Below are 15,577 nucleotides of genomic sequence, written 5' to 3' on the forward strand. Positions count from 1 at the left end.
CAAGATTGCCGCGGGAGAGAAAGTGCAGGTTTCTGTTGCCAGGTACCTGCGAACCCCGCCCTAGGTCGCAAAACCTAAGGAGTTAAGGTTCGATATTAGGCACAGCTTACGCTGCGACTGCCATCGGTGCATTGTTGTCATTTGCAACTATACAATTTGTACCGATAACGGTGGTAACTCACCGAGACAAAGCTAACACCTTTAGACGTTCGTCGATCCTATTTCGGCCCCATGGCCCCCAAATGAAGGGTGTTTGGTGGAGCCGCCGGGTACCGCCCCCGGGTCCGATCCGCTTATTACGAGCGCGTTTATGTCCATAGTCCCGAGGGACAGCGTAGATATAAGCAAGGTCCGGCACTGCCGCAAGGGGCTGGTGTCATAGGTTCAGTAGGATCGCAGGAACACCAACGGCGGCTTCAACAATGAAATAGATCCATTTCTTTTGTGATGCGCCATCGATGATAATCGAGGTCAAACGTCCCGTTGCGGCCCCACACCAGCAAAAACCCAACATCACATAGGCCTCTGGTGTCCCCAACCACAGCGCACCAAGACCCATGCCGACAAACAAGCAGCCGACCGAGGCGCGTACTTCCGATGCGCCCATCGTGGTTTCGCCCATCTGAAGGTCAAGCGCGCCAAGCGTATAGCGTGGCATCAGCCATCCAAAGCAACCCAGCCCTATGCTGAGTATTGCGAAAATGATGTTGAGAATGTCCATGGCGAAGCTTTCTTGTTTGCCCGCCGAAACGTGGGGCGGTCGCCTACAAGATCAATGCTGACGGTTCAGGACGCTTGCGAATACTGCGCGGCGATATCGCCAAAGCTGTCATAGCGTTGCGCGACGATCCGTGTCAGCGGTCGCCCCGCCGGCGTGATCCGCAGGCCCTGGCCTGTCGCAGTAACATATCCGGCAAACTCTTCGAGGATAGCGTTGTGGATCGGCAAGAGGTCGCGTGCATCGGCATGGGCATCAAGTTTCTGCAGATCAATCTCAAAATCGCACATCAGCATATTGATCGCAGCTGCGCGCAGCCGGTCTTTGGCTGTCATCTGATACCCGCGATGGCCGGGTAGCTTCCCTGCCTCAACTCTTTCAACATAGGCGGCTGTGGCCGCCGCATTCTGAACGTAGCCTTGTGCAAATTGCGAAATCGAAGACGCGCCGATCCCGACAAGTGTGGGGCAGGTGTCATCGGTATAACCCTGGAAGTTGCGGCGCAGATGGCCGCTGTTGGCGGCTATCGTCAGGTTATCGCCCGGTTTGCCGAAATGATCGATGCCAATCGCCTGATAGCCGCTGCTGGTAAAAGCCACAGCGGCTTGCTGGGCAAGATGGTAGCGCTGTTCTTCGCCGGGCAGCGCATCATCCGGGATCAACTTTTGTCGTTTGGAAAACGTTGGCACATGGGCATAGCCGAACAGGGCGATGCGGTCAGGGTCCAGCGCGTGGACCTTGGCGATGGTGTTGGCAAGCTTTGCAGGCGTTTGATGCGGTAAACCATAGACCAGATCAGCGTTTAACGAGGTGATACCAGCGGCCCGCAGGCTATCAACGCAGGCAAGGGTGGTTGCAAAGCTTTGCTCGCGCCCGATCGCTTGTTGCACATCAACTGCAAAATCCTGAATGCCAATACTGGCGCGGGTCATGCCCACATCTGCAAGCACCGCGATTTTGTCGTCGTCAACCAGCGTCGGATCAATCTCGACTGAAAAGCTGAAATCGGGGGCAGGGGGGATCACATCCTGGATCGCCTGCGCAAGGTCCCGGATCATATCAGGGGGCAGGATTGTTGGCGTTCCGCCGCCCCAATGCATTTGCCCCATGCGCACGCCAGCAGGCAATGTGGCGCGCAAAAGTGCCAGTTCTTCTTTCACTACCCGCAGATAGTTGGCGACCGGTTTCAGCGTCGTCGTTCCTTGTGTGCGGCAGGCACAAAACCAGCAAAGCCGCTCACAAAAGGGTATGTGGATATAGACCGACACCGGTGTCGCCGGGTCCAGCGACTTGAGGCAACTGACTTGAAATGTCTCTTCCGTCTGCGGGCAGAAGGCCGTTGCGGGCGGATAGCTGGTGTAGCGGGGCACGCGGGCGTCAAACAGACCCATGCGGCGCAGGTGATCGATGTGTTCCATAACGCTTGAGTGCCAGAACAATCCATCGGTTTTATTGCGCCAGATCAAATGGTGCAAGAAATCCTAGCTGAGTTGGTTTATAAAGCAGGCAGAAACTTCAGCGATTTGTTCGGGCGTGCTATCGCGCCGGAAGAAAGTTTTGAAGCCTGTTTCGGGGAACATCAGGTAGGTCTGGGTAGAGTGATCGACCAGATAATACTCTGGATCACCCTCTTGGACCCGGTAGTAGGTTTTATAGGCCTGGCTGGCCGCTTTGACTTGCTCAGGCGTGCCTGTCAGCCCGATCATGTCCTCATGGAAATTATCCGTAAAATCGCGCACCACCTCTACTGTGTCTCGCTGTGGATCGACTGATATAAAGACAGTGCCCAGATCAAGCCCCTGATCTTCCAGTATATAAGCTGCTTGCGCGTTACGCGCGCTGTCGAGCGGGCAGACATCGGGGCAGAATGTATAGCCGAAATAGACTAAAGTCGGTTTGGTGATGACATCGGAATCTGTGACGGTTTCGCCTGTTTCTGAGACCAGTTCAAACGGGCCGCCAATGGTGCTGCCAGCGACGGCCGTGTCGCCGCATGGATCGGGTGTGGCGTTCTGCGACTGCCATGCATAGATGCCGATCGCGGCGGCGGCAGCGAGGGTGGTTGATCCGAATATCACTGCTTTCATGAGTGCCTCCTGAAGCGATATGTGAGGTGATGCCACCGCTATCTTATCGCGGCGTACGTCAAAGCGCATTGGCGTAATCGCCGCAGCGCGGTCACAACGCTGTGTTACGCGCGCAGTTCCCAAGGTCAAGCGGCATCGCGCAGCTTGGGTAAGGTGGATCATGATCCACCTCGCGTTAGCTGCGCTCGGCCTGCCGTTCGGCGATTACATCCTGTGCCAACTTTTGCGTATATTGGGCGAGTGCGGCCAGACTTTCATCGGCGGCACTGGCATCCTGTGCCTCAATCGCATCCGCAATACTGGTATGCAGAGATACGATCTTTTCCCGTGATCGCGCGCTGAAGGTGATCATATTCATCAAGGGTTGCATTGCTTCCACAGCACCTGCCAGCTGATAGGACAACACCGGATTGCCCGCCGCATCAACCAATGCGCGATGAAATGCAACGTCCGACGCGCAAAAAGCCTCATCCGTGAGCCCGGGCTGGTTTTGCCTGTGCGCCTCGGCCCGCATGGTAGCAAGGTGGTCGGCAGTGCGACGTGTTGCTGACAGGGGTGCGCAGGCCCGCTCTAGCGCGTAGCGCGCTTCGCAAGCGGTCGCAAAGCTGATCTCATTCATTGACAACAAAAGCGTCGATGTCGTGATCTGCTGCCCGTAGGCATCTTCAAATTTTAGCCGGTTCACAAAAGCCCCACCGGTTGCCCCGCGTTGTGTGCGGATCAGGGATTGTGCGGCCAGTCTTTTCAGCGCTTCTCGTACCGTCGGCCGCGACACATCAAATTGTTCGGCCAGTTCCGCTTCGGACGGCAAGCGTTCGTCAACCGGCAGGTCACCACAGATAATTGCATCGCGGATGGCTTTGGCAATCTGGGCTGACAGATCAGCGGGGTTTTTTGGATCAATTTTCATTTGTCAGACAATTAAACGTCTGACATATGATTGTGCAAGTCTTGAGTCGCAGTTGACCGTTTGGGAGGGCGTCATTTGCCGCATCTGGTGCGATCATCACTTTGGCTAATGTTTTTCGCCGCGATCCTTTTCGCGTGGTGGATGATGTATGTCATGGCGATGGACATGGACCTTGATCTGTTGGGACGTCCGGGGCCTATGGGGCAGGCGATGGCGGATATGGACCCGCGTATGCCGATGGATATGCCGATGGCGCGCTTTGGTCCGCTTTTTGCAATGTGGGCGATCATGATGGCGGCGATGATGCTGCCCACTTTGGCACCCACGTTGACCACTTATGAGCGGCTGATGGTTAGTGCCGATGGGACGCGCGCCGGGTGGGTTGGTGTACTGCTGGGTTACTTTATCGTCTGGGTCGGATTTGCCGCTGTGATCACCGCAGTCCAGCTTGCATTGCTTTTTGGTGGTGTGATCAATATGCTTGGCATCGCGCCAGTCTGGTTATCAGCGATTTTGCTGATCGTTGTTGGTGCTTTCCAATTCAGCCGCGTGAAGGAAGTCTGCCATGGTGTGTGCCATGCGCCTATGACGTACTTCCTGGGCCATTGGAAAACCGGTTTCATTGGTGGTTTGCGTATGGGGCTGCGTTTAGGCGCATTTTGTGTGGTGTGTTGCTGGGGCTTCATGGCTCTCGGCTTTGTTGGTGGCGTGATGAGCTTGGCCTGGATGGGGCTGGCGACGCTGTTGATGGTATTCGAAAAACTGCCCGACATCGGGCACCGTGTGATCAAGCCGACCGGCGTGGTGCTTATCGCTGCTGGTCTGGGTTTGGCTGTCTTTTAGAAAGGGACGAGAAATGGCTGAAAAGAAACGCGCACCTGCTGATCGCCTGCCGATCTCGCAACGCATTGACCAGCGGATGGAAAGTAACCCGCTGCGTCGCAAGATGAAGCCGACGGAATGGGCGATTAAGGGCGAGCTGTTCTTGAATTGCTCTTGCACCGTCTTCTGCCCCTGTGTCGTCAGCCTTGGCGCGCACCCCCCGACCGAAGGCCATTGCCACGCATGGATGGCGATTGCCATTGATGAGGGACATTTTGAGGGCGAAGACCTTTCCGGGCTGAACGTCGGGCTGCTGGTTGATATTCCGGGCCGGATGGCCGAGGGAAACTGGAAGGTGGCGGCTTATGTCGACGAACGCTCCACTCAAAAGGCCTATAACGGCATTTTGCAGATTTTCAGTGGTGCGGCTGGCGGGACAACAGGCCTTTTCACTATGCTGGTCTCCGAGATCATCGGGGCAGAGCGCGAGAAGGTCGAGATCGTGCGCGAAGGCACTAAGCGTGGCATCTACATCGGGCGCAAGATCCAAGGTGAGATTGAGATGATGAAGGGCGCTAGCCCCGATCATCCTGTCATGATCAGCAACTCCAAATACTGGATGGGTCCGGATATTATCGCGGCGGCCGGAACAAAGTCGCGGGTGCGTGACTATGGCCGCGTTTGGGATTTTGGCGGAAAATCAGCCGAGATTTGCCCGATTGACTGGAAAGGGCCCAAGCCGTGATCACGCCAGAGTATTGTCAGACCATGGCGCGCTACAATGCGTGGCAAAACAATGGTCTGCGCGAGATGATTTCGCAGATGGATCGCGCAGAGCTGGACAAAGACCGTGGTGCCTTCTTTGGGTCAATCATGGCCACACTCAATCATCTTTTGTGGGGCGATACGCTGTGGATGAGCCGATTTGATGGTGGGGCTGGCCCTGATGTTCCTGCTGAAGATCACAAAGAAATGACGCCAACCCCTGCTGCGTGGGCGGCAGAGCGGTTTCGGATAGATGCGCGCATCAGCCTATGGGCGCAAAGCCTGCACGCCGTTGATCTTGTTGGCGATCTGACATGGTATTCTGGGCTTTCCAAGCACGAGATGTCCAAGCCCATCGGGCTTTGCGTCATGCAGCTTTTCAACCACCAAACCCACCATCGCGGCCAGGTCCATGCGATGTTGACCGCTGCAGGGCAGAAACCCAACGACACTGACCTGCCTTTCATGCCTGAGGACTGACCATGGCTGTGATTGCACCTTCCCGCCGCATTCGGCGTACCCCTTTCACTGACGGCGTCGAAGCTGCGGGTGTGAAAGGCTATACTGTCTATAACCATATGCTGCTGCCCACGGTTTTTCGCAGCGTCGAAGAGGACTATCGCCACCTCAAGACCGCTGTGCAGGTCTGGGATGTGGCGGTCGAACGGCAAGTGGAACTGCGCGGCCCTGATGCGGCCCGCCTGATGCAAATGCTGACGCCGCGTGATCTGCGGGGCATGATGCCGGGGCAGTGTTACTATGTGCCGATCGTTGATGAGACAGGGGGCATGTTGAATGATCCCGTCGCATTGAAGCTCTCGGAAGATCGCTGGTGGATTTCGATTGCTGATAGTGACTTGCTATTTTGGGTAAAAGCCCTGGCCTATGGGTATCGTTTGGATGTGTTGGTGGATGAGCCCGATATCTCGCCGCTTGCGGTGCAAGGTCCGCTGGCCGACGATCTGATGGCGCGTGTTTTTGGTGATGCGGTCCGTGCGATCAAGTTCTTCCGTTTTGGTTGGTTCGATTTTCAGGGTGTCAGCATGGCGGTGGCCCGTTCGGGATACTCCAAACAGGGCGGTTATGAGATTTACGTTGATGGTACCAAAAACGGGATGCCGCTGTGGAACGCGCTTATGGAGGCGGGCCGGGATCTGGATGTCTATGCCGGTTGCCCGAACCTGATCGAGCGGATCGAGGCGGGTTTGCTGTCTTACGGAAACGATATGACCCGCGAGAACACGCCGCATGAATGTGGGTTGGGGCGGTTTTGTTCGACCCAGACGGCGATTGGTTGCGTGGGCCGCGACGCGCTTTTGCGCGTTGCCAAGGAGGGGCCGACCCAGCAGATCCGCGCGATAGCCATTGATGGCGAGATACCGGCTTGCGATCAGATCTGGCCAATCGTGGCGAAAGGCAAGCGGATCGGGCAGGTTACATCTGCGGCGAAATCGCCGGACTATCATACCAATGTTGCCATCGGTATGGTGCGTATGACCCATTGGGATGAGGGCACGCGGGTTGAGGTGCAGACACAGGATGGACCAATGACCGCGACGGTCCACGAGAATTTTTGGATATAGTTCCAGACGTGCCGTCGGAGCCTCCGGCGGAAGTTTGATTGGACGAAGAAAGACAGGGCCGTGCGCCCCGAATGAGAGGAAAATGAATGTTTAAGGCTTTGATGGTTGAAAAAGACGACGACGGCAAAACCAGCGCATCGGTGCAGGAATTGTCGCTGGATCAACTGCCAGAAGGCGATGTGACCGTTGCCGTCGCATATTCTACCGTCAACTATAAAGATGGGCTGTGCATTGGTCCGGGCGGTGGATTGGTGCGCAATTATCCCCATGTGCCGGGTATCGATATGGCCGGTACGGTAGAGGCCTCTGACGATCCACGCTATAAGGCGGGCGACAAAGTGGTTCTGACTGGCTGGCGTGTCGGAGAGGCCTATTGGGGTGGCTATAGCCAAAAGGCGCGTGTAAGGGCTGATTGGTTGGTGCCCTTGCCGGATGGTTTGGACACACGGCAGGCTATGGCTGTGGGAACGGCTGGTTTTACTGCGATGCTGGCTGTGATGGCGCTGGAGGATCACGGCATCAAGGATGGACCGGTTCTTGTAACAGGTGCAGCCGGTGGTGTGGGCTCGGTCGCGACCGCAATTCTGGCGAACCTCGGCTATGAGGTTGCGGCGGTGACGGGCCGCCCTGAGACGGGTGATTACCTTAAGTCACTTGGCGCGGGCCGGATCGTCGCGCGCGATGAGATCAATGAAATTACACGCCGTCCGCTTGAGGCTGAAACATGGGGTGGCTGTGTTGATGCCGTTGGAGGTGAGATGCTGGCCCGTGTGCTGGGCCAGATGAAATATGGTGCCTCTGTTTCCGCCGTGGGCCTGGCGGGTGGTGCGGGTCTGCCTGCGTCGGTCATTCCGTTTTTGTTGCGGGGCGTGAACTTGCTTGGGATCGACAGTGTGATGCAACCTTATGACAACCGCGTGCGCGCCTGGGCCCGGATCGCAAAGGACCTGCCGATGGACAAATTGGAGGCGATGATCCAACCCGCGACCCTGAACGATTTGCCGCAGTTGGGTCGGGATATCCTGCAAGGGCAGGTGAAGGGGCGTGTTGTTGTTGATGTGAATGGCTGATTATAAAAGATGTTATGTCTTGAGGCCGCCCATTTATGGGCGGCCTTTTTCGTGCCAAACAGAGGCAATCCGATTTGGCATGTCGTGCTGGACGCGGCCCGCGCCTTGATAGCAAAACACCTGTAAATGCTGCGGTTGCGCGGTAGACCGTGCGCTTGCAGCGTCGTTTCAACGTGACAATGTGGCGCATTTTCGGGTTAATATGTGGCACCAACCCGTCAAGATGGTTGGACAATAATAGTCAACAGGGAAATAATCATGGCACCTAAACCTCCTTTATCGGAACTCCCGATTAAGACCGCCGATGTCGGTTTTTATCGAGGGTTCAGCGTCAATGTGACGGTTATCAGTAAGATCATCATCAGCGTGCTCGTTGTCTGGGCGATTGTCTGGCCGGAATGGGCTGGCGAAGTATTGGGCGCTTGGAACGCTGTGATCCTCAATAACTTTGCATCATGGTACATCTGGACGGTGACATTCTTTGTCATTGTTTGTCTTGGCCTTGCTCTTTGGCCGACCGCGGGTCGTATGAACCTTGGGCAGCCGGGTGAGAAGCCGGAATTTTCGAACTTCTCTTGGTTCTCGATGATGTTTGGTGCCGGTATCGGTGTCGGCATGCTGACATGGGCCGTGGCTGAACCGGTCGCGCATTTCAAAAACAACCCTTCTGTTATTCAAGGTGTTACAACAGCGCTGGAAGCTGACAACGTGCGCACTGCTTATGTGTGGTCTTATCTACACTGGGGATTGGGCGCTTGGGCATGTTATGCCGTGGCCGGCCTTGCACTGGCATTCTTTAGCTATCGCCGTGGGCTGCCATTGACGATCCGGTCGGCGTTGACGCCATTGTTTGGCAAGGCGCTGTCGGGCACTTTGGGTCATATCATCGATATTGTGGCTGTTGTGGCGACCATCCTTGGTGTGGCACAAACCCTTGGCTTCGGGGTTGAGCAGTTCGTTGCCGGTCTGACACGGATCGGGATCGGGGGGCTGGCGCTGGAAGATGGGTCCGCTACGACGCTGGGCATCATCGTCGCGCTTTTGGTCATCATGGGTGCGTCGACCCTCTCGGCTTTGTCGGGCGTGGGTAAGGGCATCAAATGGCTGTCGAACATCAACATGGTCTTGTCGATTGCCTTGCTGAGCTTCTTCATCCTGTTTGGTGCGACATGGTTTGGCGCAACAGCTTTCTTCGTAGGCATTTGGGACTATCTGGTTGCGTTACCGGGATTGAGCTTCAACGTCTACAAATCTGATGGTGTCGAAGGTTCTGAGGCATTCTTGCTGGCGCAGTGGCAGGGCTGGTGGCCTGTGTTCTACTGGGCATGGTGGATTGCTTTTGCACCATTCGTTGGCTTGTTCCTTGCGCGCATTTCACGTGGCCGGACAATCCGAGAGTTCGTGCTGGGTGCGATGATCGTGCCATCGCTGATGTGCTTTGTCTGGTTTGCATGGGCGGGCGGCACAGCCGTTGATCTTGAGCTAAACGGCAATGCCGGCGGGTTAATCCTTGATGCAGCCAACGGTGACAAGATCTTTGCGATGACCGAGTTCATGTTGTCACCCATCAGTCAGGTTTTGGCCTGGGGGATGGCCGCCATGATCGTTGTCTTGCTGATGACCTTCCTTGTCACTTCGGCTGACTCGGCTGTTTTGATCGTGAACACGATCAACGCGGCTGGTGACGAAGGGCCAAAGGCGCGTCCGCATATCTTGTTCTGGGGTGCAGCGCTTGGACTGGTTGTGGCTGGATTGCTGATATCAGGCGGGACCGGAGCGATCCAAACCGCGATGGTCATCGGCGCGCTGCCGTTCTCAATTGTGATGGTCTTGATGTGCTTTGCGTTGATCAAGGCGATCTACAATGACGGCCGCCGTGAAGCTGCCGGGGTGCCAACGACCCATGGTGAGATTCAGGCCGCTGCGGCAACGCCTGCCGAGTAATTATACGTGACAACGAAAACAAAGGCCCCGGTGCTTGCGCACCGGGGCCTTTTTCTTGATCCTGATGCCATGACTTTAGATATCGCATGGGTCCGCGCCCAATTTCCCGCCTTTGATGAGCCTTCCTTGCAAGGTCAGGCTTTCTTTGAAAATGCAGGCGGGTCGTATACCTGCCGTCCGGTGATCGACCGGTTGCATCGGTTTTATACCCAAAGGAAGGTGCAGCCTTATGCCCCTTACGACGCCTCACGCGTAGGCGGCGAAGAGATGGATGAGGCGCGTGCGCGTTTGGCCGACATGCTTGGGGTGAAGACCGATGAAGTGTCGTTCGGCCCATCGACCACACAAAACACTTATGTGCTGGCGCAGGCGGTGCGTCAGTGGCGCAAACCGGGACAGTCCATTGTCGTCACCAATCAGGATCATGAGGCCAATAGTGGTCCGTGGCGGCGGTTGGCGCAGGAGGGTGTGCCGATCCTTGAGTGGCAGATCGATGCTGAAACAGGTGAGCTGCATCTTGAGGATTTGACCAAACTGCTAGAGCGGGATGTCGCATTAGTCGTCTTTCCGCATTGTTCCAACGTTGTCGGGGCCATCAATGACGTAGCCGCGATCTGCAAGCTGGCCAAGGCGGCAGGCGCGCGCACGGTTGTTGATGGCGTGTCTTACGCCCCACATGGGTTTCCTGATGTGGGCACATTGGGCTGTGACGTATACCTTTTTAGCGCCTATAAGACTTATGGTCCGCACCAAGGGATTATGGTGATCCGCGAAGACTGGGGCATGGCATTGCCCAATCAAGGGCATCACTTCAATGGGGGCAGCCTTTACAAGCGGTTCACACCTGCGGGCCCTGATCACGCGCAGGTCGCGGCAAGTGCCGGAATGGCTGACTACTTTGAAGCGCTCTCTGCCCATCATGGCGGTGGGAAAGGCGCCAATGCGGCGCGCAAATCGCATGATCTGATGCGTGCGCATGAAGTGGCGGTTTTGCAGCCCTTGCTGGATTATGTATCCGCGAAAAATTCGGTACGGCTTGTCGGTCCTGCGGACGCGTCGCGCCGGGCGCCCACTGTGGCGATGGCGTTGGAAACCGATGCCGAAGACGCCGCAGCCCGGTTGGCCCCGCATGGCATCATGGCAGGTGGGGGCGATTTCTATGCCCAACGCCCTCTTGAAGCTGTTGGTGTCGATCTGTCAAAGGGCGTGCTGCGCGTCAGTTTCGTGCATTACACGACAGCTTCGGAGGTTGACGCGCTGATGGCGGCGCTAGATCAGGTTCTATAAGCGGGCGCGACGTCCTGCATGGAGGTCTGATGAGTAAATCCCCGATTATAATGTGGTTTCGGCGCGATCTGCGCCTTAGCGATCATGAGGCGCTGACAGCAGCCTGCGCGGCGGGTCACCCTGTGATACCGGTGTTCATCCACGATGAATTGACGGAAAGCATGGGTGCGGCCCCCAAGATGCGTTTGGGCCTTTCTGTTGCTGATTTGGCCCGGTCATTGGGTGACAAGGGCAGTCGGTTGATCCTGCGCCGCGGCGATGCGCTGGCGGTACTGCGCGCGCTGATCAAGAACACTGGGGCAGGGGCAGTCTATTGGTCACGCCTATATGACCCGCAAAGCCGGGCACGTGATACAAAGCTGAAGGCGGCTTTGAAGGATGATGGCGTCACCGCTGAGAGTTTCAAAGGGCACGTGTTGTTTGAACCTTGGATGGTTGAGACACAAACGGGTGGGTTTTACAAAGTCTACACCCCGATGTGGAAGTCCGTGCGGGACAATGATGTGTCCGCAGCCCTGCCGGCACCGGCCAGCATACCGGCACCCCAAAGCTGGCCCGCGTCTGACGACATTGCGGACTGGCAGATGGATGCTGCGATGAACCGGGGTGCGGATATCCTTAGAAGCCATTGCACCGTTGGTGAAACAGCTGCGTCACACAGGCTGGATGCCTTCATTGCCGACAATGTTGCAAACTACGTCAAGAACCGTGATCTGCCTGGTGTGGCTGGCACCTCTGGCCTGTCTGAAAACCTGACATACGGCGAGATCAGTCCGCGTAAATGCTGGCATTCTGGTTGGCAGGCCCTGAATGACGGAAAGGCGGATGCCGAAACCTTTTTGAAAGAACTGGTCTGGCGTGAGTTTGCGTATCACTTGGCATATCACACACCGCGTATTACCACCGAGAACTGGAAAGAAGACTGGGATTCCTTTCCATGGAACACCGATGTGCGACGCGTGGAAGTGAAAGCCTGGAAACAGGGCCGCACGGGCATCCGCTTTGTTGATGCAGCGATGCGCGAAATGTATGTGACCGGGACCATGCATAATCGGGGCCGTATGATCGTGGCGTCTTATTTGACAAAGCATCTTTTGTGTCACTGGAAGATCGGTCTGGATTGGTTTGCGGATTGCCTGATCGATTGGGACCCATGCAGCAACGCGATGGGGTGGCAGTGGTCGGCAGGCTCTGGGCCCGATGCCACACCCTATTTCCGAGTATTCAATCCGGTGACCCAGCTTGATAAGTTCGATAAAGACCGTGCCTATGTGAAACGTTGGATCGCTGAATGCACAAAAACACCCAGCGCGACAGCACTGTCATATTATGATATGATCCCATTGCATTGGGGCATGGCTTCGGATGATCGCTATCCTGATCCAATTGTCCCCGCAGATATCGGACGCAAACGTGCGCTGGACGCGTATCAGAACCGCGGGTTCTGATTTCCGCGAGGTCAGGCTAACTATTTTTAAACGTTTTCCGTGACTTCGCCGTATCAAAGGTTAACTTGGGCTTAAGCCAAGTGACGATGAACGGTCACCTAATACGACAGGACGTAAGATGATTTTAACCAGTACAGAAGGCCAAAACGGGCTGCCGCGTTATTTTGCGCGCGTTTTTGATCAGGTCAAAGACCTGCAAAAGGGCCGTGTTGATATCATTTTGTCAGATGGGCGCCATTTCAGAGCCGAAGGGCCAGAGCCGGGCTATGTTGCGGAGGTCTATGTCCACAATGATGATCTGTTTTCGCGCACCGTACGTGAAGGCGATATGGGGTTTTCCGAGGCCTATATGGACGGCTGGTGGACCACGCCTGATCTGATGGCCGTGATGGATTTCATGCATGATGAGGCCGATCACATCTATGACGGGTTTCCCGCCCAAAAGCTTATCCAGTTTTACGAACGGGTCCGGTTCTGGATGCAACGCAATTCCAAGTCGCAGGCACGCAAGAACATCAGCTATCACTACGATCTGGGTAATGAGTTTTACGGCCTGTGGCTGGATGATACGATGACCTATTCTTCCGCGATGTTTGAAACCGGGCAAGAAAGTACGGAAAGCGCGCAAATCGCCAAATACGCCAGCATGGTTGATCAGATGGGCGCCAAAAAAGGTGATCATGTGCTGGAAATTGGCTGTGGCTGGGGTGGCTTTGCCGAATACGCCGCGAAAGAGCGGGGGATTAAAGTGACCGGGCTGACGATCAGCCAAGAACAGCATGATTATGCTGTGGCGCGTATGGCAAAAGCAGGGCTGTCCGATATGGTTGAAATCAAGATGCAGGACTATCGCGATGAAAAAGGCATCTATGACGGGATCGCCAGTATCGAAATGTTCGAAGCGGTGGGCGAGCAATATTGGCCTGCCTACTTTGAAACCGTGCGCGAGCGGCTGAAACCGGGCAAACACGCAACACTTCAGATCATCACGGTGAAAGAGGAACGGTGGGAAGGTTACCGGAAAGGTGTCGATTTTATTCAGAAGTACATCTTCCCTGGTGGGATGTTGCCTAGCCCGAAAATACTGCGTCAAGAGGTTGAAAAAGCAGGATTAAATGTAAATAGCTCTATTGAATTCGGGGCTAGTTATGGTTTGACTTTGCGTCGTTGGCACGAAACATTCAACGAAAAATGGGACCAAGTTGCTGCTTTGGGCTTTGATGCGCGATTTAAACGGATGTGGGATTTTTATCTGACCTCTTGTGCCGCGACTTTTGATAGCCGAAACTGCGATGTAACGCAGATTACCGTGTCGCGGCCAGGCTAAGAGTTAGGTCGCGCGCGTCAATAAAAGGACGCAATGACATGCCAACAGCCGGACGTCTTGCTGGTGCAGTTATTTTTGGTTTGTTCGGGTGGTACCTCGCCGGGCTATCAATCCCTTTGTTCCCAGAATCGAACTCGCCTGATTTTTGGCTTCCTGTGGTTAGCGGGATCAGCTTGGTGATTGGATGGCGCGTTTGCGGCAGCCGTGCTGGGCATGGGTATAACCCAGCCATTGGTATCGGCCTGACATGTGGTGCCGCAATCGCCTTTTGTGCAGTGTTCGCAATTTCATTCAATCAAATGATCATCAACGCGTTGGCCAATCGCTATAATGGCGGCACGATGGAGGCCGTTATCGACGTCTTTAATCAGATGATCGATTTTGCGATCATGTTTGCTGATATTCCCCTTATCGCCACACTTTTGATCGGTGGTGTTGTCTGTGCCTGGATCACGGAATATTTCGGCCAGCGTTTTCCTTAGGACATGGACCTTTTCGTTTATGGGACGTTACAGTCGCGCGACCTAATGACGGCTGTGTCAGGTGTGGCACCGCAAAACAGTGTTGCGGCGCAGTTGCATGGATATGGTGTCTTTCCCGTGGAAGGGAATGTGGTCCCTTTCATTGCAAAAGATGACCGTTTCGCGGCACAGGGTGTCGTTTACGAAAACCTAGATGAAGCGCAGATAGCCCGTCTTGATCTTTATGAGGGTGCATTTGGCTATCTGTTGGATACGGTTGATGTCCGGACCGAGGCTGGGATGCGGTCCGTGTCCTGCTATCTGCCGCCGGATGATGTCATCGCAGGCGGCGGGTCGTGGTCATTGCGCATGTGGGAAGAAAACCACCTTGCCCCCGCAATTCTGGCTGCGACCGAGCTTTTTTCGCGCAACCCACCGCCCACACCAGCTGCGGTGCGGGCCATGTGGCCAATGGTAGAGGCGCGCGCCTGGAGCAAGCATCGCGCAAAACCGGCACCTGCAACCCGGCGGTATGCCGCAAGGCCTGCTGATTTTGCAATTGAAAAGGCACAGCCGCCGCAGGGTGGTTTCTTCCTGTTTCAGGCCCTCGATTTACGTCATCGCCAGTTTGACGGCAGTGTTTCAGACACCTTACGGCGCGAAGCGTTCTTCGGCATCGATGCGGCTATTGTTCTGCCCTATGATGCGGTCAGGGACCGGGTGCTGTTGGTCGAGCAGGCCCGCGTTGGTCCGCGTTTGCGCCATGATCCAAACCCTTGGATGTTAGAGCCTGTCGCAGGCATTGTTGATGCGCGTGAAACGCCGCAAGAGGCTGCCTTGCGCGAATGCAAGGAAGAGGCAGGGCTTGAGCTGGCACGTCTGGAACCTGCAGGGTCCTTCTATGTCTCGCCGGGGGCCACGACTGATTACTTCTATACCTATGTTGGCTTGTGTGATCTGCCTGACCTGAAGACCTATGGCGGTGGGCTTGAGGAGGAGGCAGAGGATTTGCGGTTGCACCCGATGTCTCTTGGGGAAGCGCTTAATCTTGCCGACACAGGAGAGATTGCCACAGGTCCGGCGCTCTACCTGCTGTATTGGTTGTGTCGCCACAAAGAGCGTCTGCGCGCATTTGCTTGATGTTGGACGGTCGCG

General features: G+C 55.7%; 15 protein-coding genes and 1 other RNA gene. 11 read left to right on the forward strand and 5 right to left on the reverse strand.

What is annotated here, in order from left to right; all coding sequences use genetic code 11:
- Positions 1 to 21: 21 nt before the first annotated feature.
- From ssrA to BC777_RS02760, 5 genes are all read right to left on the reverse strand, one after another.
- Positions 22 to 370: a transfer-messenger RNA gene (ssrA, locus tag BC777_RS02740) on the reverse strand.
- Positions 371 to 376: 6 nt separating this feature from the next.
- Positions 377 to 721 carry a DUF4345 family protein gene (locus BC777_RS02745; RefSeq protein WP_100366624.1) on the reverse strand — a complete coding sequence of 115 codons (345 nt, stop codon included), beginning with the start codon at positions 719 to 721 and terminating at the stop codon, positions 377 to 379.
- A 65-nt stretch (positions 722 to 786) separates the two neighbouring features.
- Positions 787 to 2,136 (reverse strand): oxygen-independent coproporphyrinogen III oxidase, encoded by a 1,350-nt coding sequence (gene hemN, locus BC777_RS02750; protein WP_100366625.1) that lies wholly within the window; start codon positions 2,134 to 2,136, stop codon positions 787 to 789.
- A 63-nt stretch (positions 2,137 to 2,199) separates the two neighbouring features.
- The gene (locus tag BC777_RS02755; RefSeq protein WP_100366626.1) at positions 2,200 to 2,805 is read right to left on the reverse strand and encodes an SCO family protein; all 606 of its coding nucleotides are present in this window, start codon (positions 2,803 to 2,805) and stop codon (positions 2,200 to 2,202) included.
- Positions 2,806 to 2,980: 175 nt separating this feature from the next.
- On the reverse strand, positions 2,981 to 3,715 hold the full coding sequence (locus BC777_RS02760) for a FadR/GntR family transcriptional regulator (protein ID WP_100366627.1): 735 nt from the start codon (positions 3,713 to 3,715) through the stop codon (positions 2,981 to 2,983).
- A gap of 108 nt (positions 3,716 to 3,823) precedes the next feature.
- On the opposite strand from BC777_RS02760, the gene BC777_RS02765 reads away from it, so the two are divergent.
- From BC777_RS02765 to BC777_RS02815, 11 genes are all read left to right on the forward strand, one after another.
- Positions 3,824 to 4,558 carry a DUF2182 domain-containing protein gene (locus BC777_RS02765; protein WP_375342419.1) on the forward strand — a complete coding sequence of 245 codons (735 nt, stop codon included), beginning with the start codon at positions 3,824 to 3,826 and terminating at the stop codon, positions 4,556 to 4,558.
- Between the two features lie 13 nt (positions 4,559 to 4,571).
- A complete protein-coding gene (locus tag BC777_RS02770) occupies positions 4,572 to 5,282 on the forward strand; it encodes a DUF1326 domain-containing protein (protein ID WP_100366628.1) in 711 nt (236 codons plus the stop codon).
- Positions 5,279 to 5,782 carry a DinB family protein gene (locus tag BC777_RS02775; protein ID WP_245834126.1) on the forward strand — a complete coding sequence of 168 codons (504 nt, stop codon included), beginning with the start codon at positions 5,279 to 5,281 and terminating at the stop codon, positions 5,780 to 5,782. The genes BC777_RS02770 and BC777_RS02775 overlap by 4 nt, the downstream gene beginning before the upstream one ends.
- A gap of 2 nt (positions 5,783 to 5,784) precedes the next feature.
- Positions 5,785 to 6,885 (forward strand): dimethylsulfoniopropionate demethylase, encoded by a 1,101-nt coding sequence (locus tag BC777_RS02780; RefSeq protein ID WP_100366629.1) that lies wholly within the window; start codon positions 5,785 to 5,787, stop codon positions 6,883 to 6,885.
- A gap of 86 nt (positions 6,886 to 6,971) precedes the next feature.
- A complete protein-coding gene (gene acuI, locus BC777_RS02785) occupies positions 6,972 to 7,955 on the forward strand; it encodes an acryloyl-CoA reductase (RefSeq protein WP_100366630.1) in 984 nt (327 codons plus the stop codon).
- A 258-nt stretch (positions 7,956 to 8,213) separates the two neighbouring features.
- Entirely contained in the window at positions 8,214 to 9,899 is a 1,686-nt protein-coding gene (locus tag BC777_RS02790) for a BCCT family transporter (RefSeq protein ID WP_100366631.1), read from the forward strand.
- Between the two features lie 69 nt (positions 9,900 to 9,968).
- Positions 9,969 to 11,186 carry an aminotransferase class V-fold PLP-dependent enzyme gene (locus tag BC777_RS02795; protein ID WP_100367972.1) on the forward strand — a complete coding sequence of 406 codons (1,218 nt, stop codon included), beginning with the start codon at positions 9,969 to 9,971 and terminating at the stop codon, positions 11,184 to 11,186.
- 29 nt (positions 11,187 to 11,215) lie between these two features.
- A complete protein-coding gene (locus BC777_RS02800) occupies positions 11,216 to 12,634 on the forward strand; it encodes a cryptochrome/photolyase family protein (RefSeq protein WP_100366632.1) in 1,419 nt (472 codons plus the stop codon).
- Positions 12,635 to 12,752: 118 nt separating this feature from the next.
- Entirely contained in the window at positions 12,753 to 13,961 is a 1,209-nt protein-coding gene (locus BC777_RS02805) for an SAM-dependent methyltransferase (RefSeq protein ID WP_100366633.1), read from the forward strand.
- Positions 13,962 to 13,999: 38 nt separating this feature from the next.
- Positions 14,000 to 14,443 (forward strand): TrgA family protein, encoded by a 444-nt coding sequence (locus tag BC777_RS02810; protein WP_100366634.1) that lies wholly within the window; start codon positions 14,000 to 14,002, stop codon positions 14,441 to 14,443.
- Positions 14,444 to 14,446: 3 nt separating this feature from the next.
- Complete coding sequence (locus tag BC777_RS02815; protein WP_100366635.1) at positions 14,447 to 15,562, forward strand: NUDIX domain-containing protein; 1,116 nt, start codon at positions 14,447 to 14,449, stop codon at positions 15,560 to 15,562.
- The last annotated feature ends 15 nt before the right edge of the window (positions 15,563 to 15,577 follow it).

The organism is Yoonia maricola, assembly GCF_002797915.1.
GTDB lineage: Bacteria > Pseudomonadota > Alphaproteobacteria > Rhodobacterales > Rhodobacteraceae > Yoonia > Yoonia maricola.